Consider the following 25,380-nt stretch of genomic DNA (forward strand, 5'->3'; position numbering starts at 1 on the left):
ACGCTGCCTTGCGCGCCTCTGCCACGTGGCTTCGTGTCACGTCACAGTGGAACCAGTCTACGGAGCCGCGGAAGGGCGGGACACACGGTACCGGTCGCGGCGGCGCCGTGGTGCGGCTTCGTCCTCGGGCATTCCGGCCACAGCCGTGACCGGCTTCACACAATTGCGTCGCCGGGCGGGCCCGGCAGAACAGCCGAATTCGTCGTGAGCAGCCTCTAGGGTCTTCTCATGAGCACCGTCGTGGACGCGCTGATCGGAAAAGTCTTCACCGAGACCCGGGAGAACCGCGGCGGACAGCTCGCCGACTACATTCCCGAGCTCGCGGCGGTCGCCCCCGACTCGTTCGGCATCTGCGTCGCGACAGTGGACGGCTACGTGTACGAGGTCGGCGACACCCGCCTGCCGTTCACGATCCAGTCCATCTCGAAACCGTTCACCTATGCCCTGGCCCTCGCCGATCGCGGCTCCGCCGCCGTCGCCGAGAAGATCGACGTCGAACCGTCCGGGGAACCGTTCAACGAGATCAGCCTCGACCCGCGGACGGAACGGCCCCGCAATCCCATGATCAATGCCGGAGCGATCACCGCGACGTCGCTGGTGGCCGGTCCCGACCTCGACACGCGATTCGAGCGGATCCGGTCCACGTACTCCCGGTACGCAGGCCGGGACCTGACGTTCAACCGGGCGGTCTACGAGTCCGAGTCGCGGAGCGGGCACCGCAACCGGGCGATCGGCCACATGCTGCGCTCGTTCGACATCATCACCGGCGACCCCGACGAGGCGGTCGATCTCTACTTCCGTCAGTGCTCCCTCGACGTGACGTGCCGCGACCTGAGCCTGATGGCGGCGACGATGGCGAACAACGGCGTCAATCCCGTCACCGGGGAGACCGTCCTCGAGCCGGCCCTGGTCGAGCGGGTCCTGAGTGTGATGTCGACGTGCGGCATGTACGACGCCGCGGGCAAATGGGTCTACGAGGTCGGCCTGCCCGCCAAGAGCGGAGTCGGGGGCGGCGTCCTTGCCGTCCTGCCCGGGCAGATCGGGATCGCGATCTACTCGCCGCGCCTCGACTCCCACGGCAACAGCGTCCGCGGAGTCGAGGCGTGCCGGGCCCTGTCGAACGAGTTGGAACTGCACTTCCTGCACGTCACCCGCGCCGCCCGTTCCGCGGTCCGCGCCCGGTACTCGGTGTCGGACGCCCCCTCGCGGATGCGGCGGTCACCCGCTGAGCGCGCCGCCCTCGACGACGTCGGCAAGCGCAGCCGGATCTACGAACTGCACGGCGATCTGCTGTTCGCCGGCGCGGAGAGCGCGGTGCGCGAGATCGGCGGCGTCGAGGAGAACCTCGACGCGGTGGTGATCGACGTCCGGCGCGTCGACGACGTCAGCGGGGTCGCCCGCGGGATGTTCGAGACCCTGCGGGCGGACCTCGGACAGTGCGGGTGCGCGCTGGCGTTCGTCGACCCGGCCGGTCTGCTCGGCAACACCCGCTCCGACCTGTCGGGACGGGCGGGCCGGGTGTTCGCCGACCTGGATGCCGCCGTGCAGTGGTGTGAGGACATCCTCCTCGACCGGCACTGCAGCACGGCACGTCAGCCGTCGTCCGTCACGATCGCCGAACACCCCATGCTGTCCACCCTCAGCGCGAAGCAACTCGAACGGTTCACCCGCGATCTGGTCACCCAGTCGTATTCGCGCGGTGACCTCGTCATCCACCGGGGCGACCGGGCCGCCGGGCTGTTCCTCATCCTGTCCGGCAGCGTCAGCTCCACGATCACCGACCAGTCGGGTGCGGTGCACCGATTCATGACGTTGTCGGCGGGCATGAGCTTCGGGGAGATGACGATGATGCTCGACTCCCGGTTCCTCAACGACGTCCGCGCCGAGACCGAGGTGACGGTCGCGGTACTGACCGTCGAGCGCTACGCCGAAATGGCCTCGGAGGAACCGAAACTCGAGCTGGCACTGCTCAAACGCCTGGCATCGGGCGCCTACGAGCAACTCGACGTGATGCTGCGGGCGCTGCTGCGCCAGGGCGACGGACTCTGATCGGCCCGCGGGAAAACCCGTTGCCCGAATCGGAAAAATCGGACAGGCTTGGGGCTCGTAACCGCCGACGCTCGAATCGAAAGCAGGGTGCAATGCTCACAGCGACCAAGCTGGCCATCGAGACGACGGGACTCGTCAAGACATTCGGATCCACCCACGCGGTCGACGGCTTGGATCTCGCCGTTCCCCTCGGAGGCGTCTACGGCGTCCTCGGACCGAACGGCGCGGGCAAGACCACCGCGATCCGCATGCTGGCCACGCTGCTGCCCCTCGACGGTGGAACCGCCACCGTGCTGGGACACGACGTCGCGACCGAGCCGGACGCCGTGCGCAGCAAGGTCTCCCTCACCGGGCAGTTCGCCTCGCTCGACGAGGATCTGACGGGCAGCGAGAATCTGCTGCTGCTCGGCCGGCTGTACGGGTACTCCCGCGCGGCGGCCCGCACCCGGTCCGAGCAGTTGCTGTCCGCGTTCGGTCTGGAGGAGGCGGGCAACCGGCAGGTGAAGAACTACTCCGGCGGCATGCGCCGGCGGCTCGACATCGCGGCGAGCATCATCGTCACCCCGGAGATGATCTTCCTCGACGAACCCACCACCGGTCTCGACCCACGCAGCCGCAATCAGGTGTGGGAAATCGTCCGCGCACTGGTGGCAGGCGGAACGACGGTGCTGCTGACCACGCAGTACCTCGACGAGGCCGACCAACTCGCCGACCGGGTGGCCGTCATCGACCACGGCAAGGTGATCGCCGAGGGCACCACCGGCGAACTCAAGGCCTCCGTCGGATCGGGCGCGCTGCACGTGCGGGTCACCGACATCGCCACCCGTCCCGCGGCGGCGGCGCTGCTGCGGGACGTGCTCGACGTGCCGGTCACCGAGGAAGCCGATCCCGCCGCACTCACCGCCCGCATCGACGACCCGGCCCGGGTCTCGCGGGCGCTGCCCGCACTCGACGACGCCGGAATCGCGGTCAGCACATTCGCATTGGGGCAGCCGAGCCTCGACGAAGTCTTCCTCTCCCTCACCGGCCGACCCACCGAGGAGCACGCATGACCTCCACCACCGACCGGACCGCCGACACCGCAGCGGCTGTCGCCGACGTCCTGAAGATGCCCGGCCCGAGGCCCGCGCGCCCCACCGCGTTGTCGACGTCGCTGTCGTTCGGCTGGCGGGCACTGCTCAAGATCAAGCACGTTCCCGAGCAACTGTTCGACGTGACGATGTTCCCGATCATGTTCACGTTGATGTTCACGTATCTGTTCGGGGGTGCGCTGGCCGGATCGACCAGCGCCTACGTGCAGTTCCTGCTGCCGGGCATCCTCGTGCAGACGGTCGTCATGATCACCATGTACACCGGCCTAACGCTCAACAAGGACATCGAGAAGGGTGTCTTCGACCGGTTCCGGTCGCTCCCGATCTGGCGTCCGTCGCCTCTCGTGGGCGCGCTGCTCGGCGACGTCGTCCGCTACACGATCGCCTCGATCATCGTCCTGATCCTCGGGCTCGTCCTGGGTTTCCGCCCGGATGGCGGGCTCGTCGGTGTGGTGGCGTCGATCGGACTGCTGCTGTTGTTCTCGTTCAGCCTGTCGTGGATCTGGACGATGTTCGCGATGCTCATGCGCACCGAGCAGGCGGTCATGGGGGTGTCGATGTTCATCCTGTTCCCACTGACGTTCGCCAGCAACATCTTCGTCGACCCCGCGACCATGCCGGGCTGGCTCCAGGCGTTCGTCGGCGTCAACCCGATCAGCACGCTGGTGACGTCCATTCGCGGGCTCATGGCCGGAACGGTGGAGATGGCAGATCTCGCCGTGGTGTTCGGGTGGTGCGCCGGATTCGTCGTGATCTTCGGACCACTGACGATGCGCCTGTACAACCGCAAGTCGTGACGGTGCCTGTGTCCGGTCCCGCCGAGCATGCGGTGACGGTGCGCGGATCCGGAATCGTCTCCGCGGTTCCGGATCTCGTCCGCGCCTCCGTCACCGTGACGGCGACGCGTCCCGCGGTGGCCGATGCGTTCGAGGCCGTCGCCCGCTCCACCACTGCCGTCACCGACACCCTGCGCGGGTACGGCGTCTCGGGTCCCGACCTCGCGACCACCGGGCTGTCCGTGCACTCCGAGACCACGTGGGCCGAGGGCCGGGGCAACGAGGTGACGGGCTACACCGCGGCGACGACGCTGCAGATCACCGTCCGTGCGGCCGGCGCGTCCGCACCGTCACCGGCGCAGGTGGTGGCCGCCTGCGTCGGCGCGGGTGGCGACGACATCCGCCTCGGTGGACTCGAATTCGACTTCTCCGATCCGGCCGCGCTGACTGCGACCGCCCGGGAACGGGCGTGGGCCGATGCCCTCGGCAAAGCGGAGCAGTACGCCTCGCTGTCGGGGAGCGCACTGGGCGAGGTGCTCGACATCGCGGAGGTCGACATCGGTGACGTATCCCCGCGACCGGTCGCGAAGGCGTTCGCGGCGGCCGATTCCGCGATCGCCGTCGAACGCGGTGAGAAACCGACGCGGGTGGACGTGCGCGTGCGGTGGCGGCTGGTCTAGGCCCGGGGGCCGCGCTGCTGCACCGAGGCGGCGAACGTGTCGGTGAGCTGGGTCAGCGACGTCACGGCCGCCAGTGCCTGTTCCTGTGACCAGTCTTCGAGCATGCCGCGCAACCGTTCGGCCCGGCGCGCGGTGGTCTCGGCCAGAATGTCCATCCCGCTCGGCGACACCCGGATCCGGGAGGCCCGCTTGTCGTCGGGATCGGCGGCGCGGGACACGTATCCCGCGTCGACCAGTTCGGAAATCTGCCTGCTCAGCGAGGACTGACTCACACACAGGTCGGCGGCCAGTTCGTTCTGGCGGCACTCCCCGCGCGCGGCGAGCACGAACAGCACGCTCGTCAGTGCGGGCGCGATCGGGGTCTCGCCGCTCGCGGAGACGACCGCCCGCAACGACCGCCCGAGCGCGAACACCGCATCGACGAGCGCCTGCGCAGTATCTGCCTGTACCGACATCCTGTCCCCGTCCCGAACACCCACTACCTGCGGGCTCGACTATACGTATTGTTGCGTTCGGTAACGAACTTCGTCAGCGCGTGAGCAACGCGATGCACTCCACGTGGTGGGTCAGCGGGAACGCGTCGAACGCGCGCAACTCGTCGACATGATATCCCTGCCCGAGGTACAGACCGATGTCGCGGGCGAACGACGCCGGGTCGCACCCCACATGCACCACCCGCTCGGCGCCGGCGGCGGCGACCGTCTCGATCACCTCACGCCCGGCACCCGCACGCGGCGGATCGAGTACCACGACCCGTGGCGGGGAGGCCAACCCGGCGATCGCGCGCTCGACCCGGTCGGCGTGGAAGCGCACCTGCGGGAGGTCGGAGAGCGCCGCCTTCCCGTCCGCCACGGCCTGGCGCGCGGACTCCACGGAATCCACGTGTCCCGACGACCCGGCGCCGCCTGCGAGGGCGGCGGCGAACACCCCGACTCCCCCGTACAGGTCCCATGCCGTCTCACCCGCGGACAGCCCGCCCCATTCGGAGACCACCGCGGAATACGCCTCGGCGGCCCCGCGATGCGCCTGCCAGAACCCGGTGGCGGCCAGTTCCCATGTGCGGTCGCGCACCCGCTCCACCGGGCGGCCCGATCCCACGACCACCCGCTCCGCGCGCGGCGCACCGCCTGCGGCCCGCCGTGCCATGGCACCACGCCGCCCGGGACTCGTGCGGCCGGTCCGCGACACCTTCGGCGGCGCGATCTCGACCACGTGCCGCTCCCCCGCGCCGTCGAGAACGATCTGCACCTCGCTGCCGGGCTTCCAATCGTGTTCGCCCACACCGTCGTACGCGGCGGCCTCGATCTGCGGGCACGCGAGGTCCGTGACGATCCCGGAACTGCGGTGCCGGTGGTAGCCGGGACGGCCGTCCGGGTCGACGGCCAGCCGGACCCGGGTGCGCCAGCCCGTGCCGTCCCCCGTGCCGGGCAGTTCCTCGACGTCCACGTCGCGCTGCACCCGCGCGAGCCGCACCAGCTGCTCCGACACGACCTGCGACTTCATGTCCCGCTGCAGGTGCAGGCTCGCGTGCGAGAAGTCGCAGCAGCCCGCGCCGCCCGGACCGGACACCGGGCACACCGGGGCGACCCGCTCCGGCGACGCGTCGAGGATCTCGATCGCGTCGGCCCGGCAGTACGACCCGCCGCGGTCCTCGGTGACCCGGGCGACGACCCGCTCGCCCGGCAGCCCGTGCCGGACGAAGACCACCCGGCCCTCGTGGCGGGCGACGACGAAACCACCGTGCCCGGGATTTCCCAGCCGCAGCTCGAGGTGGCGGTCCGACCAGTTCTCACTCAACGCTTCTCGTCCGTCACTTGTCGTCGGGTTCGTAGCCGCGGCGCGAGGCCCCGGCCGTGTATTCGATGTTCAGTGTCTTCGCCTTCTCGGACGAGTTCAGTTGCCACGGCACGCTGGTGACCATCACCCCCGGCTGGAACAGCAGCCGGCTCTTGAGCCGCAGTGCACTCTGGTTGTGCAGGATCTGCTCCCACCAGTGCCCCACCACGTACTCGGGAATGAACACGGTGACGACGTCCCGCGGCGAGTCCTTCCGGACGCGGCGCACGTAGTCGAGCACGGGTTTGGTGATCTCGCGGTACGGCGACTCGATCACTTTGAGCGGCACCGAGATGTCACTCTTCTCCCACCGCCGCACGAGCGCCCTCGTGTCGGGTTCGTCGACATTGACGGTGATCGCCTCGAGCGTGTCCGGCCGTGTCGCCCTGGCGTAGGCCAGCGCGCGCATCGTCGGCATGTGCAGCTTGGAGACGAGCACGATGGAGTGCGTGCGGCTGGGCAGCACCCCGTCCCATTCCTGCTCCTCGAGTTCCCGCGCGACGCTGTCGTAATGCTTCCGGATCATCTTCATCACGACGAATATCGCGACCATGGCCACGATCGCGATCCACGCGCCTGCCGCGAACTTCGTGATGAGCACGATGATCAGGACCGCACCGGTCATGGCGAGGCCGATGGAGTTGATCACCCGGGAGCGCTGCATCCGCCGGCGCGAAGCGGGATCGTTCTCGGTCTTCAGATGCCGGGTCCAGTGCCGGATCATGCCCGTCTGGCTGAGCACGAACGAGACGAACACGCCGACGATGTACAGCTGGATCAGCTTGGTCACCTCGGCGCCGAACAGGACGACGAACGCGATCGCCGCCCCGGACAGGAACAGGATGCCGTTGCTGAACGCCAGGCGGTCGCCGCGGGTGTGCAGCTGACGCGGCAGGTAGCGGTCCTGCGCGAGGATCGAGCCGAGCACGGGGAAGCCGTTGAAGGCCGTGTTCGCGGCCAGCACCAGGATCAGGGCCGTCACGATGGCGATGAAGTAGAACCCGATGGGGAAACCGCCGAACACAGTCTCCGCGATCTGCGCGATCAGCGTCTTCTGGTGATAGCCGGCCGGCGCGCCGATCAGCTGCTCGGCCGGGCTGTGCGCGTACACGATCCCGATCTTCTGAGCCAGGATGATGATGCCCATCAGCAACACGACGGCGATCGACCCCAGCAGCAGCAGCGTGGTCGCCGCGTTACGGGACTTCGGCTTCTGGAACGCGGGAACACCGTTGCTGATCGCCTCGACACCGGTCAGTGCCGCACACCCGGACGAGAAGGCCCGCGCGATCAGGAACGCGAACGCGATCCCGTACAGGTGTGAGTCCTCGGCTTCGAGTTCGAACCCGGACGATTCGGCGCGCAGGTCGTCGCCGAACACGTAGATCTGGACGAACCCCCACAGCAGCATCAGCGCCATGCCGGCGATGAACGCGTACGTCGGGATCGCGAAGGCGGCACCGGATTCGCGGATGCCCCGCAGGTTGATGGCGGTCAGCAGGACGATGGCCGCGACCGCGAACAGTACCTTGTGCTGGGCCACGAACGGGACCGCCGAACCGATGTTGGACGCCGCCGACGAAATGGACACGGCCACCGTGAGCACGTAGTCCACCAGCAGGGCGCTGCCGACGGTCAGACCGGCGGTGGGACCGAGATTGACGGTCGCGACCTCGTAGTCGCCGCCGCCGGACGGGTAGGCGTGCACGTTCTGCCGGTAGCTGGCGACCACCACCGCCATCACGGCGGCGACGGCGAGCCCGATCCAGGGGGTGTAGGCGTAGGCGGAGATGCCCGCCACCGACAGCACCAGGAAAATTTCCTCGGGGGCGTACGCCACCGAGGACATCGCGTCGGACGCGAAGACGGGGAGGGCGATCCTCTTGGGAAGCAGCGTGTGCCCGAGCTTGTCGCTCCGGAAGGGTCTGCCTAGCAGTAGCCGCTTTGTGGCGGTCGAGAGCTTTGACACTGCCAAAGCGTAAGCCGTCCGCAGAAAACCTGGACCCTCACCCACCAATGTGTCCGGATTGCGATCTCTGTCCCGGTTGCTCTTCCGTCCGGGCACTGTACGGTTCGATTCGGTACGCACGTACTCGAGACGTGAAACCAGAGCCCAGAAACGGAGTACAAGGTGTATGTGGTCATTATGGGATGCGGCCGGGTCGGCTCATCCCTCGCCGGCTCGCTGACCCGGATCGGCCACGAGGTCGCGGTCATCGATCGCGACCCCGCCGCGTTCCTGCGTCTCGAACCCGACTTCCCCGGACACACCGTCGTCGGCATGGGTTTCGACCGTGACGTGCTGGTCAAGGCCGGTATCGAGCGTGCGGAGGCGTTCGCCGCCGTGTCGTCCGGCGACAACTCCAACATCATTTCCGCGCGGGTCGCCCGCGAGACGTTCGGTGTGGAACGCGTCGTCGCCCGGATCTACGACGCGAAGCGCGCCGCCGTGTACGAGCGGCTCGGGATCCCCACCGTCGCGACCGTCCCGTGGTCGACGGACCGGTTCCTGCACACCCTCACCCGCGACAGCCAGACCACCAAGTGGCGCGACCCGTCCGGAACGGTCGCGGTCACCGAGTTGTCCCTGCACGAGGATTGGATCGGCAGGCCCGTCGCCGAACTGGAGGCGGCGACCCATTCGCGGGTCGCGTTCATCATCCGCTTCGGCACCGGCGTCCTGCCGGACCGCAAGACGGTGTTCCAGGCCGACGACCAGGTGTACATCGCGGCCGTGTCGGGAACGGTGGCCGAGGCCGTGGCACTCGCGGGCAATCCCCCGCCTTCGGACAATTGAGACGGCAGCGAGCTGAGACGGCAGTGAGAATGTTCACGATCGACCACCCGAACGGAAGCAATCGATGAGAGTCGCAATCGCAGGAGCCGGCGCAGTCGGACGCTCGATCGCGCGCGAACTGGTCCGCAGCGAACACGACGTCATGCTGATCGAGCGCAAACTCGAGCACGTCGAACAGGAGTCGGTGCCCGAGGCGACCTGGGTCCACGCCGACGCGTGCGAGCTGAGCAGCCTCGAGACGGCCTCCCTGGAAACCTACGAGGTCGTGATCGCGGCCACCGGTGACGACAAGGCCAACCTCGTCCTCAGCCTCCTCGCGAAGACCGAGTTCGGGGTCAGCCGCGTGGTCGCCCGCGTCAACGATCCGCGCAACGAGTGGTTGTTCGACGAGTCCTGGGGCGTCGACGTCGCCGTGTCCACCCCCCGGATGCTCGCCTCGCTGGTGGAGGAGGCGGTGTCGGTAGGCGATCTCGTGCGGCTGATGACGCTGCGCCAGGGGCAGGCCAACCTCGTCGAGGTCACGCTGCCCGACAACACGCCCCTCGCCGGGAAACCCGTCCGCAAGCTGCAATTGCCCCGCGACGCCGCGCTGGTCACCATCCTGCGCGGTGGACGAGTCATCGTGCCGCAGCAGGACGATCCGCTCGAGGGCGGTGACGAGCTGCTGTTCGTCGCCGGGGTGGATGTCGAGGACGACCTGCGCGCGGCGGTCGGGCTCTCGTAGCCGCCCGGCGCGAGCAGCGCCGAATTCTTCTCCGGCACAATCGGTCAGCGCTCAGGCGGCCCCAGGTCGGGGATCGCACTCAGGGGCGGTCGGGCTCCTCCCTGGGGCCACCCGCTTCCGTGTCGTCGGTCGGTACGCCCGTGTCCTCGGCCGGACCCGGCTCGACGATCCGGTCGGCCCGGCGCACGGCCCAGATCGTCACCAGGAGAGCCAATCCGGCCAGCGGCCAGCCCATCGCGATGCGGGCGAACGCGAGCCAGCCGGTCTGGTCCGAATCGTAGAGTTGCGACTGCACGAGGTATCGGGCCGCGAACACCAGCGCCCAGGCGGCGGTGGCCACGTCGTAGGCGCGCACCGCGCCGCGATGGCGCCGCCAGAGATTGCCGTGGCCGTTGAGGAAGCCCCAGATCAGGCCGACGAGCGGCCGGCGCACCAGAATCGAGATCAGGAAGACCGCCCCGTACGCGAGGCTCGTGTAGATGCCGAACAGGAAGTACCCCTTGGCATCGCCTGTGCGGTAAGCGATGAACGCGGAGATACCGACGCCGAAGAACCCCGACACCGCGGGCTGGATGGGGCTGTGGCGGACGAGACGCCAGACGAGAATCGCGGCGGCGACGCCGAGGGCCGCCCAGATCGCCGGGCCCAGACCCCACACAGCATTGACCGGAACGAAGACCAGGATGGGCAGGGTCGAATAGATCAGCCCGCTGATACCGCCGAGCTGGTCGAGTATGGATTGCTGCTTCGTTTCGGTCACTCAACGAGAGTGCCACACAAGGCGGACCCTACGAGTCGCCGCGCAGCTCGTAATACGGGTTGAAGATCACCTTCTGGCCGTCGCGTTCACCGACACGTCCACGCACGAGCAGCGTCTTGCCCGGCTCGATACCCGGAATTCGCCGCCGCCCGATCCACACCAGCTTGATCTGTTCCGTGCCGTCGAAGAATTCCGCCTCGATGCTGGCGTTTCCGGACTTCGGACAGGCTTCCACACTGCGGAGCCGCCCCAGCATGGTGACCTCTTCGCCGCGGCTGCAGTCGCAGGCACGTTGTGCGCCGGACGCCTGAGACGTCTCGGCCATTTCCTCGGCGTCCAGCTGCTCGAGGTCTTCGGTGAGCCTTCGAGTCAGCCGACGAAAATATCCTGCCGTGGCGGGTGCCATTGCGCGCTCCTGGAGCATGTGCGACGCGAGATCTTCGCGCCGCTCGTAGGGCTGTGTATTCGCCACTGTAGACCCATTGGTTCCCCGCAACCACACCACCGGGAGGCCGCTGTGACGCACCAGGCAGGATCAACTCATGCCCTCTGATGACCGGCCGTCCGTGGCCGTCGTGCTCCCCGGTACGGGGTCCGATGCGGACTTCGTCGCCCGTGCCTTCACCGAGCCCCTGACCAGCCGTGGAGTGCGTACGGTCGCAGTCGAACCCGATCCCCGGAGGGTCGTCGGCAGCTACCTCGACGCGCTCGACGACGCCGCCGCACAGCACGGAAGAATCCTCGTCGGCGGGGTCTCCATCGGCGCCGCGGTGTGTTTGCAGTGGGCAGGATCACACCCCGATCGTGTCGCGGGAGTACTCGCGGCGCTGCCCGCGTGGACCGGGACCGCCGCGGACGCCCCCGCCGCCGCCAGCGCCCGGTTCACCGCCGCCCGGCTGCGGGCGGACGGCCTCGAACAGGTCACCGCCGAGATGATCGCCTCCAGCCCACCGTGGCTGGGCCGGGAACTGGCGAAATCCTGGCGATCCCAGTGGCCGCACCTGCCCGCGGCACTGGACGAGGCGTCGGAGTATCACGCGCCCGGTCTCGACGACCTCGAGCGCATCGCGGCGCCGGTGGGCATCGCCGCCGCGACCGACGACGCCGTGCACCCCCTCGAGGTCGCCCGCACCTGGTCCGAACGACTACCGCACGCCGGTCTCGTCACGGTGACACTGGACGAGATCGGCGCCGATCCGGCGGTTCTCGGCTACACGTGCCTCAGCGCGCTGGACTCGGTCCTGCACACGGCCTGAGCGTCGTCATCCCCCGCAATCCCCCCGCAATCCCCCACCGGACGCGGGCTCAGCGACCGAGTTGCTGCATCGCCGAACCCGATTCGCCGCGACGCTGCTGCGGCTGGGCCGGGGCCTGCGGCGGCTGCTGCTCGCCCTGCGGACCCGGGGCCGGTTGCTGCGGAGCCGGTTGCTGCGGGGCGCCTCCCTGCTGCTGCGCCAGCTGCTGCTGGTGGGCGGCGGCCAGCTGCTGGGCGAGGGCGTCGGGCAGCACCACCGGCAGTGGGGTCCGCACCGGGTTCGGCTCGTTTCCCCGCTTCACCACGGTGTCACGCAGGATCGCCCGGGCGGTCGCGACGAGTTCCGAGTCGGTCGTGTTGCCACCGCTCGGTCCCGCGACCACGCAGCGCACCATCCACCGGTAGCCGTCGACGCCGATGAAGCGCAGGTCGGCGTTCGGGGTCACGGCGAACACCTCACGTCCCCACGGTCCGCTCTCGACGCTCACCGTCGCGTTGTCGTTGCGCAACGATTCGGCGAGGTCGCCCGCGACCTCACGCCACTGACCGGGAGACTTCGGGGCCGCATACGCGGCCACCGTGATGCGTCCGTGCTGGGTGACGAGATGCACGGCCTGCGGCGAACCGTCGGGCGCCATCTCGACCTGCAACTGGGCGCCCTGGGGCATCGGCACGAGGACCGAACCGAGGTCGAGGCGGGTCCCGACCTCGCCGACGGTGAGGTCGGCTCCCGACTCGAGGTCGTCGGCGTCGTACGGACCGCCGTCCACCTCGGTCACGGCGTCGTAGTCGTCCTCGTAGTCCGCGGCGTCGGCGTCGTCTTCCGCGGCGTCCATCTCCGCGTCCTCGAAGAAATCGGGCCGGTCGGCCTCGGCTTCCGCCTTCTTACGACGTCCGAACATGATCAGGCTCCTTCACTGGCATTGCCGACGAGGCTGGCGTGGCCTCCACTCGACCCGTGTCCGTCGCTGCCGCGGGTGGTGCCGTCGAGGGACTCGACCTCGGCGAACGACACCAGTTCGACCCGCTGCACGAGCAGTTGGGCGATCCGGTCACCCCGCCGGATCTCGATCGGGGTCTCGAGGTCGTGATTGATCAGGCACACCTTGATCTCGCCCCGGTATCCCGCGTCGATGGTGCCGGGGGTGTTGACCACCGACAATCCCGATTTGGCCGCCAGCCCGGATCGGGGGTGGATCAGCCCGACGGTGCCCAGGGGCAACGCGACCGCGATACCGGTTCCGACGAGGACGCGGCGCCCCGGCTCGATGGTCACATCGGTGGTGCTGCAGAGGTCGACACCTGCGTCGCCGTCGTGCGCGCGCTGCGGAACCGGAATGCCCGGGTCCAGCCGCTGGAGGGCGACGGGGGGAATGGTGGGGGTCGCGGCGGGAGAATGGCCGGGAGATAGGTCGCTCACGTGCACCGAGCCTACTCTCAGACACCGACTATCCTGGACGGGTGTCAGAAACGTCCCGGCCCGAAGTCGCGCCCACCGATAACGCCTCGCCCGTGCTGTACTCCGAGCGCCTGTGGGTGCCCGTCTGGTGGTGGGCTGTGGGCCTGTTCGTCGCCGGGCTGCTCGCCGCGGAGGTGCACATGGGTGCGCCCGGCCTGCGCGCGTGGCTGCCGTACGTCCTGCTGCTGCCGCTGCCCGTGTGGGGACTCGTCTGGCTCAGCCGCCTGCGGGTCGAAGTCGTCGAGGAACCGAGCGGCGTCCATCTGCGCGTCGGACAGGCGCATCTGCCGGTGGACGTCATCGCGCGGGTCGCCGAGGTACCGGGTTCGGCGAAGAGTGCAGCTCTCGGCCGTCAGCTCGACCCCGCCGCCTTCGTGCAACACCGGGTCTGGGTCAAGCCGATGGCACTGATCGTGCTCGACGACCCCGAGGACCCGACCCCCTATTGGTTGATCAGCACGCGCCGGCCCGCGGAGTTGCTGGCCGCGCTCGACCGTGCCCGCCCGCAGACGGACGGAGACTGATCGGACGGTGGGCCTCCCACCGTCCGCCTCTCGAACTCGCCGCCGGTCAGGCCGCGCAGTCCCTGCACACCAGCACTCCACCCGCGTCACTGGCGAGCCGGCTGCGGTGATGCACCAGGAAACAGCTCGAACACGTGAACTCGTCGGCCTGCTTCGGCACGACCCGCACCGACAATTCCTCACCGGACAGATCCGCGCCGGGCAGTTCGAACGACTCCGCGGTGTCGGACTCGTCGACGTCGACAACAGCCGACTGAGCCTCGTTGCGTCGCGCCTTCAGTTCCTCCAGCGAATCCTCCGAAACCTCGTCGGACTCTGTTCGCCGCGGTGCGTCGTAGTCAGTTGCCATGTCGCCTTCCCCTCATCTTCGTCCGTGTATCCCGGCCCGTGCGACGCGTCGAACCGAATGCCAGGTCGACCGTCCACACGAAAACCGCCTCGGCGCAGATCACACCCTGCGGCTGCAGGGCGCTGCAGCGAGTGGATACGTGCCCGGATACCAGGCTCCGGAATCATGATCTACGCCTCTTTTGTCATCTTCTGCCGACCCTCGTTCTGCATGCTTTGAACGACTGGGGCCGCCAGACAGTAGCCGAAGGAAGTACAAAAGACGTAACCGAATCGGCCGATCGCGCAAATTGTCTGCTAATCGTCACCAACACCACAGCAAGCTGTGACATTCCACAACGGGGATGGGTTCGGGGTTATGACGCCGCAGGGATCTAAGGTAGGTGCCGAACCTGCGCCACGACGTGTGGCCGGGCCCTGTATCGGTGCGCTGGACGGGCGACACGTTCGAAGCGCAGTTCGTAGGAGAGGTCGAGGCACACTGTGGTTTCACTGATCACCGAAGGCAGCCCGCTCGACGACAAGGGTCGTCCGTTCCGGCGGCGGCGGGCGATGCCGATCCTCGTGGTGTTCGCGGTCCTCGCCCTGCTCGGAGCCGTCGTGTGGATCGGCGTCCTCGGCGACGACGAGGACCTGGCCGCGACGGTCGACTGCAATCTTCCGCAACCGGCCGCGCAGCCGGTCGATCCCGCGGCCCCGCCGCCGCAGGCGCTGGGCGAGAGGGTCGACGGCTCGACGTTGCGGGACGTGGAGCCCGCCGCGCTGTCCGCCACGAAGGTGCGCGTGTTCAACGCCAACGGCGAGCACGGCCAGGCGGCGCAGGTGGCCGCGCAGCTGAGCGACTACGGGTTCGCGAGCGCACCCGACGTCCAGGCGGGCAACGACCCGATCTACGTCGACCAGAACATGCAGTGTCAGGGGCAACTGCGGTTCGGCCCGAACGGCGCCGCCGCCGCGAGCGCGCTCTGGCTGGTGGCCCCGTGCGCGGAACTCATCCAGGACACCCGCACCGACGACACGGTCGACCTCGCCCTCGGAACCTACTTCCGCAAGATCTCGCCGAACGCCGACGCCGAGGAGGTCCTGCGGTCCCTGAAGGATCCGCCGCCCGGGACCCAGCCCGCACCTCTCGACATCGATCTCCTGAAGGCGGCGCGCACCGCCCGCTGCTGACCGCCGGTCACTCCTCCGGGATCGGGTTATCCGCCCCGATCTCGGCGAACAGGGCGTCCAGCGCGTCCGCGATGCCCGGGGCCGCGGCCACCACCACCTCACCGTCCGCACTCGACGTGTGCGGCGACGGGATCCGCACGCGGGCGCCCGCCTCGGTCGCGATCAGCGAACCCGCCGCCCAGTCCCACGGGCTCAGCCCGTGTTCGAAATGGGCGTCGACACGGCCGGCCGCGACCATGCACAGGTCGAGGGCCGCCGAGCCGATCCGGCGGATGTCCCGCACCCTCGGCAGGATGTCGGCGATGAGGGCGCCCTGAACCGTGCGCCGGGCCGCACCGTATCCGAATCCGGTGGCGAGCAACGCCATCGACACGTCGGTGACGGGGTTGCACCGCAGTGCGCTGACCCGTCCGTCGGCGTCGGTGAGGGTCGCCCCGCCGCCGCGCGCCGCCGCGTACGTCGACCGGGCCGCCACGTCCACCACGACCCCGGCGACGGACACTCCGTCGATCTGGGCGGCCACCGAGACGGCGTACGCGGGCACCCCGTACAGAAAGTTGACGGTGCCGTCGATCGGGTCGACGATCCAGCGCACGCCCGCGACGGAATCGCCCTCTCCCCCACCCTCTTCGCCGAGGATCGCGTCCTCGGGACGAAGCTCCGCGAGGCGGTCGCGGATGACCTGCTCGCTCTCGGTGTCGACGACGGTGACCGGGTCGGTGGGAGTGCTCTTCGACGCCACCGAGTCGCCGGATTCCGCTCGCGTCCCGACGATTCCGAACACCTCGGGCCGCCGCGCCCGGACGTGTGCGGCGGCCTCCTCGGCCACCGTGACGGCGACCTCGAGCAGTCGTCTGGGATCGGTGCCGACGTGGCCGGGCGCGGTGTCTGAACTCTGGGGTGCATGCACACACCCATCGGAACACACTTTCGCTGCCTCACACCACCGCTGACGGTCCGCGCTCCCTTCCGGCGCCACAGCGTCGTCCGGTGTCATCACCCACCGAACCCGCCTCGACGCACTAGTGTGACGGGCAGCAGAAGCGCGCCCGGAGAACACGTCGTCGTCGACACGGAGGAGCACACGCCATGGCCAAAACGGGGTTCGGTGTCGACGTCGGCGGCAGCGGCGTCAAGGGTGGCGTCGTGGATCTCGAGACCGGAGAACTGATCGGCGACCGCATCAAGCTCCTCACCCCCCATCCGTCCACCCCGGAGGCGGTCGCGAAGACCGTCGCGGAGATCATCCGCCAGGCCGAATGGGACGGACCGGTCGGTATCACTCTGCCGAGCGTCGTCACCGGCGGCGTCGCACGATCCGCCGCGAACATCGACAAGGGGTGGATCGGGACCGACGCGCGCGCGCTGTTCTCGGACGCACTCGGCGGCAGGCGCGTCACCGTCCTCAACGACGCGGACGCGGCGGGGATGGCCGAGGACGCCCTCGGCGCGGGCAGGGACGCGAAGGGGGTCGTCATCCTCCTCACGTTCGGCACGGGCATCGGCTCGGCGATTCTCCACAACGGCGTACTGCTTCCCAACACCGAGTTCGGGCACATGGAGGTCGACGGCAAGGAGGCCGAGCACCGGGCGGCGTCCTCGGTGAAAGAGAAGAAGGATCTGTCGTACAAGGAGTGGGCCGCCGAGGTCAGCCGGGTGCTCACCCGGTTCGAGAACCTCCTGTGGCCGGATCTGTTCATCGCCGGCGGCGGAATCAGCCGCAAACACGAGAAGTGGATCCCCCATCTGACCAACAGGACACCCGTCGTACCTGCTGCGCTGCTCAACACGGCGGGAATCGTCGGTGCTGCGCTCGCGGTCGAAACGGGCATCGCTCCGTAACTATTTCGGATGGGTCGTTACAATGGAAGAGCCCGGCTGCGCGCCGGCGAAACCAGTAGACCTCTCCGCCGGATGACCACTCTGGCGTGACGCCGCACGACACCGTCACGAAAGGGCGTACGTGGCAGCCACCGATACACGTCAGACTGCTGATTCGACTTCAGAGTCAGGACCGGAAGCACCAGTCGCAGCGGCAGCCACCGGCACCGCTCCGGCAGCCGAGGCAGCTCCCGCGAAGAAGGCAGCGGCGAAGAAGGCCCCCGCCAAGAAGGCAGCAGCGAAGAAGGCCCCCGCCAAGAAGGCGGCGGCGAAGAAGGCGGGCGGCAAGAAGGCCACGGCCGGTAAGGGTGCGGACGGCGAGGACCTCGACGAGGATCCCGCCGACATGGAAGACATCGACATCACCGAGGGCGACCTCGCCGAGGTCGAGTCCGATGTCGTGGAGGTCGTCGCAGTCGGCGAGGACGACGAGACCGAGGAGCCGTCCGAGAAGGACAAGGCGTCCGGCGACTTCGTGTGGGACGAGGAGGAGTCCGAAGCGCTCCGCCAGGCCCGCAAGGACGCCGAGCTGACCGCATCCGCAGACTCCGTCCGCGCGTACCTCAAGCAGATCGGCAAGGTCGCCCTCCTCAACGCCGAAGAGGAGGTCGAGCTCGCCAAGCGGATCGAGGCGGGGCTGTACGCGACCCAGATCATGCAGGAGCTGTCCGACTCCGGCGAGAAGCTTCCCGCCGCCCAGCGCCGGGACATGAGCTGGATCTGCCGCGACGGAAACCGCGCCAAGAACCACCTTCTGGAGGCCAACCTCCGGCTCGTCGTGTCGCTGGCCAAGCGCTACACCGGCCGCGGGATGGCGTTCCTCGACCTGATCCAGGAAGGCAACCTGGGCCTCATCCGTGCCGTCGAGAAGTTCGACTACACCAAGGGCTACAAGTTCTCGACCTACGCCACGTGGTGGATCCGTCAGGCCATCACCCGCGCGATGGCCGACCAGGCCCGCACCATCCGCATCCCGGTGCACATGGTCGAGGTCATCAACAAGCTCGGCCGCATCCAGCGTGAACTCCTGCAGGACCTGGGCCGTGAGCCCACGCCCGAAGAGCTCGCCAAGGAAATGGACATCACGCCCGAGAAGGTGCTGGAGATCCAGCAGTACGCGCGTGAGCCCATCTCCCTCGACCAGACCATCGGCGACGAAGGCGACAGCCAGCTCGGCGACTTCATCGAGGACTCCGAGGCCGTCGTGGCCGTCGACGCCGTGTCCTTCACCCTGCTGCAGGACCAGCTCCAGTCGGTGCTCGAGACGCTCTCCGAGCGTGAAGCGGGCGTCGTGCGCCTGCGCTTCGGCCTGACCGACGGGCAGCCCCGCACCCTCGACGAGATCGGACAGGTCTACGGCGTCACGCGTGAGCGCATCCGCCAGATCGAGTCCAAGACCATGTCGAAGCTGCGCCACCCGTCGCGGTCGCAGGTGCTGCGCGACTACCTGGACTGACGCACAGACTGCGATGCCCCCGGACTCCGAGCGAGTCCGGGGCATCGTCGTTCGTGCGCCGGGACATCCGGCGGGCGCCCGTCACGCGGTGGTGCGAACCCGGATCCAGGCGCCCGCCACCGGTTCGACCACTCGTGCCGCCACCGGGCCGATGACGGCCATCAGGAGCACGTACGCGGTGGCGAGTGCCACGAGTTCGCTCTCCACCGCCCCAGCCGACAACGCCAGCCCCGCGATGACGATCGAGAACTCGCCGCGCGCGATCAACGCGACCCCGGCGCGGGCCCGGCCCAGCCTCCCGACCCCTTGCTGTTTCGCCGCCCACGCACCGGTGACCATCTTGGTCAGCGCGGTGACGACGGCGAGCAGCACGGCCCAGCCGAGGACCGGCGGAATCGCCCGGGGATCGGTGTTAAGCCCGAACACCACGAAGAACATCGCCGCGAACAGATCGCGGAGCGGCTCGAGGACGCGGCTCGCGTTGTGGGCGGTGGTGCCGGAGATCGCGATCCCCAGGAGGAAGGCCCCGACGGCGGCCGAGACCTGCATCGCCGAGCTGATCCCCGCCACCAGCAGCGCGGCACCGAGCAGCTTCAGGAGCAGGGTCTCGCTGTCCGGGCTGTCCAGCAAGGCGGACACGTAGCGGCCGTACCGCAGCGCGATCACGAGGACGACGGAAATCACGACGAGGGAGATGGCCACCGCCTCGAGCCCACCGGCGAAACTGACGCCGGCGAGCAGGGCCGTCAGGATGGGCAGGTACACGGCCATCGCGAGGTCCTCGAACACCAGGATCGACAGCACGACCGGCGTTTCCCGGTTACCGAGCCGTCCCAGGTCGCTCAGCACCTTCGCGATGATGCCCGAGGACGAGATGTAGGTGACGCCGGCCATCACGACGGCACCGGTGGGCCCCCACCCCAGCATCAGGGCGACGACCGCTCCGGGCGCGGCGTTCAGGACGGCGTCGACGACACCGGCCATCCACGACCGTCGCAGCCCGGTGACGAGTTCCGATGCGGTGTACTCGAGCCCCAGCAGAAGCAGGAGGAGGACCACCCCGATCTCGCTCGCGAGGTGGCTGAACTCGCTGATGTCGCCGAGGTTGACGAATCCGCCGCTGCCGAAGCAGAGGCCTCCGAGGAGATAGAACGGGATCGGCGACATCCCGAATTGAGCTGCCAGACGGCCCAGCAGGCCGAGCGCGAAAAACACCGCGCCCAGTTCGATGAGCGCGAGCGTGGTGGTGTTCACGGGTCTGTCAGCCGTTGGCCAGGAGCTTGGCTGACGCGTCCAGTCCGTCTGTGGTTCCGACGGCGACCAGCAGGTCGCCGGAGGTGAGCAGGAAGTCGGGCTTCGGTGACGGGTACACCTGGCCCGCCCTCATGACCGCGACGATCGACACGCCGGTGCGCGTGCGCATCGCGGTGTCGCCGAGCGGGCGGCCGTCGAATCGGGAATCTTCCTTGATGTACAGCTGCTTGGTGCGGATGCCGGGCAGGTCCCGGTGTTCCTCCTCCAGCTGCGCCACCAGTTGCGGTGCTCCGAGCAGATTGCTGAGCACGGCCGCTTCCTCCGTGGTGAGCGGCACGGACGCGGCGCAGGCGTCGGGGTCGTCGGCCTTCGACACGATCAGGTCCGTGCGGCCGTCGCGATGGGTGATGACACCGATGCGGCGACCGGCGGCGAGTTCGAAGTCCTTACGCACCCCGATACCGGGTAGTGGCGTCACTTCAACGTTCATGCCTCCACGGTAGTCCGATGGGGGTGACCAACCGCGGAAGGCTCGCGTCAGCGCCGGGCCGGGAACGTGCCGTCGGCCTCGGGGAGGTACTCCTCGACGGCGGTGACCGCCGTGACGGGCAGCGGCCCGTACAGGTGCGGGAACAGCATCGACGCCGGATCGGCCGGCACGCCCGGCTCCCACTTCACCGGCGCGCCGAGCGCGTCGGGGTCGAGTCTCAGGAGGACGAGGTCCGTGCGCCCGGCGAACACCCGGTTGGCGGGCAGATGCACCTGAGCGGGTGTGGAGAGGTGCACGAATCCGTCCGCGGCGTACGTGGCGGGCACGCGAGCCCCTTCGCGTTCCGCGGCGCGCCATTCGTCGCGGCTGCAGATGTGAACGAGTTGGTCTTCGGATTTCACACGGTGAGACTAGCGTCACGGCCGAAATCGAATCAGCTGTCAGCGAACTCGGACCGATCGGTCTGTTCGCATCGGCGCTCGTCACGTCGCTGTCGGCACGTTTCGGGCCGGTTTCGTGTGTGATGCAACACTGAGAAACGCCGTCGGGAACAACGCGTAAACCCCAAACGTCTGACAGAGTAGATCCACCGCGCCACCCCCGACGCGGCGGACCAAGGCCCCAGGCACTCGGCACCAGTCGAAAGCCAGTACGGAGGAGTCATGCCCGGAACACTGACCAGCCCCCCGTTGACCGCAGCCGACCGGTGCGACCGGTGCGGTGCGGGAGCCCGCGTTCGCGCGGTCCTTCCGACCGGAGGAGAGTTGCTCTTCTGCGGTCACCACGCCAACGAGCACGCAGACCGACTTCGCGAGATGAACGCCACGATCGTGTCCGAAGCCGAAGCTGCAATCTGATACGTCAGCCCGGGTGACCCGTCCCAGGCTCACCTCTTTCAGCACCAAGAGACCGGCGAGTGCACTGCACTCGCCGGTCTCTTGTGCATCCGCGTCACGCGGTGACGGGGGTCACCACTGCCGCAGGGTGGAAATCCGCTCGGTGAGCTGATCGACGGTGGCGATGGCCGTGGGCGGTCCCCCGCAGACCCGGCGGAGTTCGCCGTGGATCGTGCCGTGCGGCTTGCCCGTCCGGTGGTGGTGCATCGCGACGAGACTGTTCAGTTCGCGGCGCAGTTGCGCGAGCTGCCCGGCGGCAGCCACCCGGTCCGCGACCTGCGGAACTGGCGTGTGCACGGGCGCGGGCGCGGCGGGCTCCTTCTTGTCCAGCTGCTCCGACTGACGCTGACGCAGCAGGGCGCGCATCTGATCGGCGTCGAGCAGACCGGGCAGACCCAGGTAGTCGGCCTCCTCGTCGGATCCCGAGAACGTGGCCGTCCCGAAGGACGAGCCGTCGTAGATCACCTGATCGAGCTCGGCATCGGCACCGAGCGAGGTGAACGCCTTCTCCTCCTCGCCGAGTTCGTCCTTCTGCTTGTTCGCGTCGGCGAGCAGGTCGTCGTCGAAGCCGTCCTTCTCCCGGTGCGGCTTGCCGAGCACGTGGTCGCGCTGCGCCTCCAGCTGGCTGGCCAGGTCGAGGAGCACCGGCACCGACGGGAGGAACACGCTCGCGGTCTCACCCTTGCGGCGGGACCGCACGAAACGACCGATCGCCTGCGCGAAATAGAGCGGGGTCGACGCGCTGGTGGCGTACACGCCGACGGCCAGGCGGGGGACGTCGACGCCTTCGGACACCATGCGGACGGCGACCATCCACTTCTGGGTACTCGCGCCGAACTCGGCGATCCGCTTGGACGCCGTCGGGTCGTCGGAGAGGACCACGACCGGGTCTTCGCCGGTGACCGCCTTCAGGGTCTGCGCGTAGGCACGGGCGACAGTCTGGTCGGTGGCGATCACCAGGCCGCCCGCGTCGGGCATGCCGCCGGTGCGCAACTGTCCGAGGCGGGTGTCGGCGGCGTGCAGGACCGCGGGAATCCAGTCACCCGACGGGTCCAGGGCCGTGCGCCACGCACGGGCCGTCTGCTCCGCGCTGAGCGGCTCACCGAGCCGCGCGGAGAACTCCTCGCCCGCATTGTTCCGCCAGCGTGCCTCGCCGGAGTACGCGAGGAACACGACGGGCCGGACGACGCCGTCCGCGAGCGCGTCCGAGTACCCGTAGGAGTGATCCGCCTTCGAGCGCATCAGACCCTCGCGGTCGGGTTCGTACGTCACGAACGGGATCGCGCTGTCGTCGCTGCGGAACGGCGTACCGGTCAGGGCCAGACGGCGGGTGGCGTCACCGAACGCCTCCCGGATGGCGTCACCCCAGCTCTTCGCGTCGCCACCGTGGTGGATCTCGTCGAGGATGACCAGCGTGCGCCGGCTCTCGGTGCGGACCCGGTGCTTGAACGGGTGGGAGGCGATCTGCGCGTACGTCACCACGACACCCTGATAGTCGCTGGACGTCTGCCCGGTCGAGTTCGAGAAGTACGAGTCCAGCGCGATGCCGTTGCGCGCCGCGGACTCCGCCCACTGGTGCTTGAGGTGCTCGGTCGGCGCGACCACCGTCACCTGGTCGACGGTCCGGTCGCGCAGCAACTCCGACGCGACGCGCAGCGCGAAGGTGGTCTTACCGGCGCCCGGCGTCGCGACCGCGAGGAAATCCTGCGGTCCGGTGGACAGGTACTTGGTCAGCGCACGACGCTGCCAGGCGCGCAGCGATCCCGCGGGCCTGGCTGGTTCGGTCTGTGCGAGGTAGGCCTCGGTACCCACGATCTGCGCGGCCTCGGTTTCCACTGTCGGCGCCGACTGGGAGCCCACTGTCTCAGCACTCACGGGCTGCCCTCCGCTGGCATGGCACTGTTTGCTCGCACTCCTCGGTATCGATCGACACGTCCGGTCCAGACCCGAAGGCGCTGTCCGTCAAGGAGCCTAGCGCCCGGATCCGACGCGAACCGCATTCGCGAGTTCCGATACTGACAGATTTGTCGCGACACGAGGACAGCAGCGGTGGGCAACCGGGCGTGTCGTCAGGGATGCTGGAAACATCATGACCGAAACACCCTCGACAACACCGCAGAGTGGCGGTGATCCACCCCGGTCCGGGTGGCATCCGCTACGTCGCGCACTGAGCGTGATCGGTCGCACAGCGAGCAAGGCGTGGGACGATTCGATCTTCGGGAAGGCGGCCACGGCGGCCTTCTGGCAGACGCTGTCGCTGCCCCCGCTCCTGCTCGGACTCCTCGGCATGCTCGGCTACGTCGGCGGGTGGTTCGGACCCGACACGGTCGACATCATCCAGTCGAAGATCATCAACTTCAGCGGGACCGTGTTCAGCGACAGCGTCGTCGAACAGATCATCCGCCCGACGGTCGGGGACGTCCTCCAACGGGGACGTCCCGAGATCGTGTCCCTGAGTTTCCTGCTGTCCCTCTGGGCGGGCTCGTCGGCCATCTCCACGTTCGTGGACTCGATCGTCGAGGCCCACGGCCAGCAGGAGGCGCGGCACCCCGTGTGGCAGCGCCTGTTCGCGCTGCTGCTCTACGTGATGTTCCTGATTCTCGCCGTGTTCACCCTGCCGCTGGTCGCGCTGGGGCCGACGCTCGTCGGGAGGGTGCTCCCGGAGGCGTGGCGCACGATCGGGACGCAGATCGTCGACACGTTCTACTACCCCGGCGTGGGACTGCTGCTCATCGTCGGCCTGACGACGCTGTACAAGGTGGCGCTCCCCCGGTCGCTGCCCTGGCACCGACTGCTCGGCGGCGCGCTCGTCGCGGGCGTGTTCTTCCTCGGCGCGAGCACCTGCCTGCGCCGCTACCTCTCGTGGGTGGCGGGAACCGGGTACACGTACGGGGCGCTGGCCACGCCGATCGCGTTCCTTCTGTTCACGTTCTTCCTGGGTTTCGCGGTGGTGCTCGGCGCCGAGTTCAACGCCACCGTGCAGGAGTTCTGGCCTGCCAGGGCGACCCGCATCGACCAGATGCGGGACTGGATCGCCGCGCAGGCCGAGAGTTCACCATCGGCGGGTCCGGTGACCAGCCTCACACGCCGCATCGCCACCGGCCCGATCAAGGTCGTCGGCGACCGCACCCGCCCCGATCCGGCCGGGCAAGGGTCCGGGAACGACGAAGAGCCCGACGGCCCGGTACGCGAATCTCCCGAGCCACCGGGTGTGCGACGAGCGCCGGCGAAACCTCAGTCGCCCTTGCGCAATCCGTCGTAGATCTTCTTGCAGTCGGGGCAGACCGGCGATCCCGGCTTCGCGGATTTCGTCACCGGAAACACCTCGCCGCACAACGCGACGACGTGAGTGCCCATGACGGCGCTCTCCGCGATCTTGTTCTTCTTCACGTAATGGAAGACCTTGGGAGTGTCGTCATCGGTCGACTCGTCGGTGGTGACGTCGGGCCGTTCCTTGGTTTGAGTGCTCACCCCTCAATAATGCCGCAACCGGCCGGCGATCCCACCCCCCGTGTGCATTTGCCGCCCGACAGTGGAACAGTGGAGACATGGCACGAAGTGCAGGGTTCGGTGGGTCCCACGACGCCGGCTCACCGAGTAATCCGGTTCTCATCACCGAGGCAGCGCGATCCATCGAGGATCAACACCGTGCCCGTGTCCGCAAGTACCTGCTCATCATGTCGTTCCGGTTCCCGGCGCTGATCTTCGCGGCGGTGGCGTACGGCATCTGGGAGAACCCGTGGATCTCGATGGCGATCATCGGCGTGTCGATCCCGCTGCCGTGGATCGCGGTCCTCATCGCGAACGACCGGCCGCCGCGCACCAAGGACGAGCCCAGCAGGTACGACCACCGCGACGCACCGTCCACGGCCCTGCCCGCGCCGCCGCACCACACGATCGAGGGCTGACGCCGACGGGCGTCCTGCAACAA

General features: G+C 68.6%; 28 protein-coding genes. 14 read left to right on the top strand and 14 right to left on the bottom strand.

The window, feature by feature from the left end:
* Window positions 1-228 precede the first annotated feature (228 nt).
* The 4 genes from glsA to P3H15_RS06870 all read left to right on the top strand — a co-directional run bounded on the left by glsA (window position 229) and on the right by P3H15_RS06870 (window position 4,596).
* Complete coding sequence (gene glsA, locus P3H15_RS06855; protein WP_276136535.1) at window positions 229-2,049, top strand: glutaminase A; 1,821 nt, start codon at window positions 229-231, stop codon at window positions 2,047-2,049.
* 92 nt (window positions 2,050-2,141) lie between these two features.
* Window positions 2,142-3,101, top strand: a complete 960-nt coding sequence (locus tag P3H15_RS06860; RefSeq protein WP_276136536.1) for an ATP-binding cassette domain-containing protein — start codon at window positions 2,142-2,144, stop codon at window positions 3,099-3,101.
* On the top strand, window positions 3,098-3,937 hold the full coding sequence (locus P3H15_RS06865; protein WP_276136537.1) for an ABC transporter permease: 840 nt from the start codon (window positions 3,098-3,100) through the stop codon (window positions 3,935-3,937). Before P3H15_RS06860 ends, P3H15_RS06865 begins: the two co-directional genes overlap by 4 nt.
* Complete coding sequence (locus P3H15_RS06870; protein WP_276136538.1) at window positions 3,934-4,596, top strand: SIMPL domain-containing protein; 663 nt, start codon at window positions 3,934-3,936, stop codon at window positions 4,594-4,596. The genes P3H15_RS06865 and P3H15_RS06870 overlap by 4 nt, the downstream gene beginning before the upstream one ends.
* Here the strand turns inward: P3H15_RS06870 and P3H15_RS06875 are convergent.
* The 3 genes from P3H15_RS06875 to P3H15_RS06885 all read right to left on the bottom strand — a co-directional run bounded on the left by P3H15_RS06875 (window position 4,593) and on the right by P3H15_RS06885 (window position 8,401).
* Window positions 4,593-5,051 (bottom strand): MarR family winged helix-turn-helix transcriptional regulator, encoded by a 459-nt coding sequence (locus P3H15_RS06875; RefSeq protein WP_072942327.1) that lies wholly within the window; start codon window positions 5,049-5,051, stop codon window positions 4,593-4,595. The genes P3H15_RS06870 and P3H15_RS06875 overlap by 4 nt on opposite strands.
* 73 nt (window positions 5,052-5,124) lie before the next feature.
* Complete coding sequence (locus P3H15_RS06880; RefSeq protein ID WP_276136539.1) at window positions 5,125-6,393, bottom strand: class I SAM-dependent RNA methyltransferase; 1,269 nt, start codon at window positions 6,391-6,393, stop codon at window positions 5,125-5,127.
* Window positions 6,394-6,406: 13 nt separating this feature from the next.
* Window positions 6,407-8,401, bottom strand: a complete 1,995-nt coding sequence (locus P3H15_RS06885) for an APC family permease (RefSeq protein ID WP_276136540.1) — start codon at window positions 8,399-8,401, stop codon at window positions 6,407-6,409.
* Window positions 8,402-8,563: 162 nt separating this feature from the next.
* Here P3H15_RS06885 and P3H15_RS06890 point away from each other — a divergent pair, with 162 nt between their 5' ends.
* The gene (locus tag P3H15_RS06890; protein ID WP_072942332.1) at window positions 8,564-9,229 is read left to right on the top strand and encodes a TrkA family potassium uptake protein; all 666 of its coding nucleotides are present in this window, start codon (window positions 8,564-8,566) and stop codon (window positions 9,227-9,229) included.
* Window positions 9,230-9,293: 64 nt separating this feature from the next.
* Window positions 9,294-9,953 carry a TrkA family potassium uptake protein gene (locus P3H15_RS06895; protein WP_124392938.1) on the top strand — a complete coding sequence of 220 codons (660 nt, stop codon included), beginning with the start codon at window positions 9,294-9,296 and terminating at the stop codon, window positions 9,951-9,953.
* A 79-nt stretch (window positions 9,954-10,032) separates the two neighbouring features.
* On the opposite strand, the gene P3H15_RS06900 is transcribed toward P3H15_RS06895, so the two are convergent.
* Both P3H15_RS06900 and P3H15_RS06905 read right to left on the bottom strand, forming a co-directional pair.
* Window positions 10,033-10,713, bottom strand: coding sequence for a DUF3159 domain-containing protein (locus P3H15_RS06900; RefSeq protein ID WP_276136541.1), 681 nt, complete (start codon window positions 10,711-10,713; stop codon window positions 10,033-10,035).
* 28 nt (window positions 10,714-10,741) lie between these two features.
* A complete protein-coding gene (locus tag P3H15_RS06905; RefSeq protein WP_043825920.1) occupies window positions 10,742-11,119 on the bottom strand; it encodes an OB-fold nucleic acid binding domain-containing protein in 378 nt (125 codons plus the stop codon).
* A gap of 136 nt (window positions 11,120-11,255) precedes the next feature.
* On the opposite strand from P3H15_RS06905, the gene P3H15_RS06910 reads away from it, so the two are divergent.
* Window positions 11,256-11,969, top strand: a complete 714-nt coding sequence (locus tag P3H15_RS06910; protein ID WP_276136542.1) for an alpha/beta fold hydrolase — start codon at window positions 11,256-11,258, stop codon at window positions 11,967-11,969.
* Between the two features lie 49 nt (window positions 11,970-12,018).
* On the opposite strand, the gene P3H15_RS06915 is transcribed toward P3H15_RS06910, so the two are convergent.
* Both P3H15_RS06915 and dut read right to left on the bottom strand, forming a co-directional pair.
* Window positions 12,019-12,870, bottom strand: coding sequence for a DUF3710 domain-containing protein (locus P3H15_RS06915; protein ID WP_276136543.1), 852 nt, complete (start codon window positions 12,868-12,870; stop codon window positions 12,019-12,021).
* 2 nt (window positions 12,871-12,872) lie between these two features.
* Entirely contained in the window at window positions 12,873-13,394 is a 522-nt protein-coding gene (gene dut, locus P3H15_RS06920) for a dUTP diphosphatase (protein ID WP_276136544.1), read from the bottom strand.
* An 86-nt stretch (window positions 13,395-13,480) separates the two neighbouring features.
* Between dut and P3H15_RS06925 the strand changes: the two genes are divergently transcribed.
* Window positions 13,481-13,951 carry a DUF3093 domain-containing protein gene (locus tag P3H15_RS06925; RefSeq protein ID WP_072942341.1) on the top strand — a complete coding sequence of 157 codons (471 nt, stop codon included), beginning with the start codon at window positions 13,481-13,483 and terminating at the stop codon, window positions 13,949-13,951.
* Between the two features lie 46 nt (window positions 13,952-13,997).
* On the opposite strand, the gene P3H15_RS06930 is transcribed toward P3H15_RS06925, so the two are convergent.
* Window positions 13,998-14,300, bottom strand: coding sequence for a DUF4193 domain-containing protein (locus P3H15_RS06930; protein ID WP_005240850.1), 303 nt, complete (start codon window positions 14,298-14,300; stop codon window positions 13,998-14,000).
* 482 nt (window positions 14,301-14,782) lie between these two features.
* On the opposite strand from P3H15_RS06930, the gene cei reads away from it, so the two are divergent.
* Window positions 14,783-15,472, top strand: coding sequence for an envelope integrity protein Cei (cei, locus tag P3H15_RS06935; protein WP_276136545.1), 690 nt, complete (start codon window positions 14,783-14,785; stop codon window positions 15,470-15,472).
* Between the two features lie 7 nt (window positions 15,473-15,479).
* On the opposite strand, the gene P3H15_RS06940 is transcribed toward cei, so the two are convergent.
* Window positions 15,480-16,400, bottom strand: a complete 921-nt coding sequence (locus P3H15_RS06940) for an inositol monophosphatase family protein (protein WP_276136546.1) — start codon at window positions 16,398-16,400, stop codon at window positions 15,480-15,482.
* Window positions 16,401-16,561: 161 nt separating this feature from the next.
* On the opposite strand from P3H15_RS06940, the gene ppgK reads away from it, so the two are divergent.
* Together ppgK and P3H15_RS06950 are read left to right on the top strand one after the other, a co-directional pair.
* Window positions 16,562-17,314 carry a polyphosphate--glucose phosphotransferase gene (gene ppgK, locus P3H15_RS06945; protein WP_276136547.1) on the top strand — a complete coding sequence of 251 codons (753 nt, stop codon included), beginning with the start codon at window positions 16,562-16,564 and terminating at the stop codon, window positions 17,312-17,314.
* Window positions 17,315-17,435: 121 nt separating this feature from the next.
* A complete protein-coding gene (locus P3H15_RS06950; RefSeq protein ID WP_276136548.1) occupies window positions 17,436-18,809 on the top strand; it encodes an RNA polymerase sigma factor in 1,374 nt (457 codons plus the stop codon).
* Window positions 18,810-18,890: 81 nt separating this feature from the next.
* On the opposite strand, the gene P3H15_RS06955 is transcribed toward P3H15_RS06950, so the two are convergent.
* From P3H15_RS06955 to P3H15_RS06965, 3 genes are read right to left on the bottom strand one after another with little or no spacing between them, the layout of a single operon-like run.
* Window positions 18,891-20,063 carry a cation:proton antiporter gene (locus P3H15_RS06955; protein ID WP_276136549.1) on the bottom strand — a complete coding sequence of 391 codons (1,173 nt, stop codon included), beginning with the start codon at window positions 20,061-20,063 and terminating at the stop codon, window positions 18,891-18,893.
* Window positions 20,064-20,070: 7 nt separating this feature from the next.
* Window positions 20,071-20,553: a cation:proton antiporter regulatory subunit gene (locus P3H15_RS06960; protein ID WP_005240833.1), complete on the bottom strand. Its 483-nt coding sequence runs from the start codon at window positions 20,551-20,553 to the stop codon at window positions 20,071-20,073.
* Window positions 20,554-20,600: 47 nt separating this feature from the next.
* Complete coding sequence (locus P3H15_RS06965; protein WP_276136550.1) at window positions 20,601-20,954, bottom strand: DUF952 domain-containing protein; 354 nt, start codon at window positions 20,952-20,954, stop codon at window positions 20,601-20,603.
* 261 nt (window positions 20,955-21,215) lie between these two features.
* On the opposite strand from P3H15_RS06965, the gene P3H15_RS06970 reads away from it, so the two are divergent.
* On the top strand, window positions 21,216-21,410 hold the full coding sequence (locus tag P3H15_RS06970) for a hypothetical protein (RefSeq protein ID WP_005240831.1): 195 nt from the start codon (window positions 21,216-21,218) through the stop codon (window positions 21,408-21,410).
* 111 nt (window positions 21,411-21,521) lie between these two features.
* On the opposite strand, the gene P3H15_RS06975 is transcribed toward P3H15_RS06970, so the two are convergent.
* Window positions 21,522-23,285 (bottom strand): DEAD/DEAH box helicase, encoded by a 1,764-nt coding sequence (locus P3H15_RS06975; protein WP_276136631.1) that lies wholly within the window; start codon window positions 23,283-23,285, stop codon window positions 21,522-21,524.
* Between the two features lie 253 nt (window positions 23,286-23,538).
* On the opposite strand from P3H15_RS06975, the gene P3H15_RS06980 reads away from it, so the two are divergent.
* Window positions 23,539-24,711 (top strand): YihY/virulence factor BrkB family protein, encoded by a 1,173-nt coding sequence (locus tag P3H15_RS06980; protein WP_276136551.1) that lies wholly within the window; start codon window positions 23,539-23,541, stop codon window positions 24,709-24,711.
* Here the strand turns inward: P3H15_RS06980 and P3H15_RS06985 are convergent.
* Window positions 24,684-24,920, bottom strand: coding sequence for a DUF3039 domain-containing protein (locus tag P3H15_RS06985; RefSeq protein ID WP_276136552.1), 237 nt, complete (start codon window positions 24,918-24,920; stop codon window positions 24,684-24,686). The genes P3H15_RS06980 and P3H15_RS06985 overlap by 28 nt on opposite strands.
* A 77-nt stretch (window positions 24,921-24,997) precedes the next feature.
* Between P3H15_RS06985 and P3H15_RS06990 the strand changes: the two genes are divergently transcribed.
* Entirely contained in the window at window positions 24,998-25,357 is a 360-nt protein-coding gene (locus P3H15_RS06990; protein ID WP_276136553.1) for a DUF3099 domain-containing protein, read from the top strand.
* Window positions 25,358-25,380 lie beyond the last annotated feature (23 nt).

The sequence above is a fragment of the Rhodococcus sp. T2V genome (assembly GCF_029269925.1).
Taxonomy (GTDB): Bacteria; Actinomycetota; Actinomycetes; order Mycobacteriales; family Mycobacteriaceae; genus Rhodococcus_F; species Rhodococcus_F koreensis.

What these genes read in the sequence shown, in the direction of transcription:
- P3H15_RS06875 (WP_072942327.1), bottom strand. Translation starts at nt 5,051, where the DNA reads ATGTCGGTACAGGCAGATACTGCGCAGGCGCTCGTCGATGCGGTGTTC.
- ppgK (WP_276136547.1), top strand. Translation starts at nt 16,562, where the DNA reads ATGGCCAAAACGGGGTTCGGTGTCGACGTCGGCGGCAGCGGCGTCAAG.
- glsA (WP_276136535.1), top strand. Translation starts at nt 229, where the DNA reads ATGAGCACCGTCGTGGACGCGCTGATCGGAAAAGTCTTCACCGAGACC.
- P3H15_RS06990 (WP_276136553.1), top strand. Translation starts at nt 24,998, where the DNA reads ATGGCACGAAGTGCAGGGTTCGGTGGGTCCCACGACGCCGGCTCACCG.
- P3H15_RS06865 (WP_276136537.1), top strand. Translation starts at nt 3,098, where the DNA reads ATGACCTCCACCACCGACCGGACCGCCGACACCGCAGCGGCTGTCGCC.
- P3H15_RS06905 (WP_043825920.1), bottom strand. Translation starts at nt 11,119, where the DNA reads ATGGCACCCGCCACGGCAGGATATTTTCGTCGGCTGACTCGAAGGCTC.
- P3H15_RS06915 (WP_276136543.1), bottom strand. Translation starts at nt 12,870, where the DNA reads ATGTTCGGACGTCGTAAGAAGGCGGAAGCCGAGGCCGACCGGCCCGAT.
- P3H15_RS06910 (WP_276136542.1), top strand. Translation starts at nt 11,256, where the DNA reads ATGCCCTCTGATGACCGGCCGTCCGTGGCCGTCGTGCTCCCCGGTACG.
- P3H15_RS06960 (WP_005240833.1), bottom strand. Translation starts at nt 20,553, where the DNA reads ATGAACGTTGAAGTGACGCCACTACCCGGTATCGGGGTGCGTAAGGAC.
- P3H15_RS06980 (WP_276136551.1), top strand. Translation starts at nt 23,539, where the DNA reads ATGACCGAAACACCCTCGACAACACCGCAGAGTGGCGGTGATCCACCC.
- P3H15_RS06930 (WP_005240850.1), bottom strand. Translation starts at nt 14,300, where the DNA reads ATGGCAACTGACTACGACGCACCGCGGCGAACAGAGTCCGACGAGGTT.
- P3H15_RS06860 (WP_276136536.1), top strand. Translation starts at nt 2,142, where the DNA reads ATGCTCACAGCGACCAAGCTGGCCATCGAGACGACGGGACTCGTCAAG.
- P3H15_RS06970 (WP_005240831.1), top strand. Translation starts at nt 21,216, where the DNA reads ATGCCCGGAACACTGACCAGCCCCCCGTTGACCGCAGCCGACCGGTGC.
- P3H15_RS06895 (WP_124392938.1), top strand. Translation starts at nt 9,294, where the DNA reads ATGAGAGTCGCAATCGCAGGAGCCGGCGCAGTCGGACGCTCGATCGCG.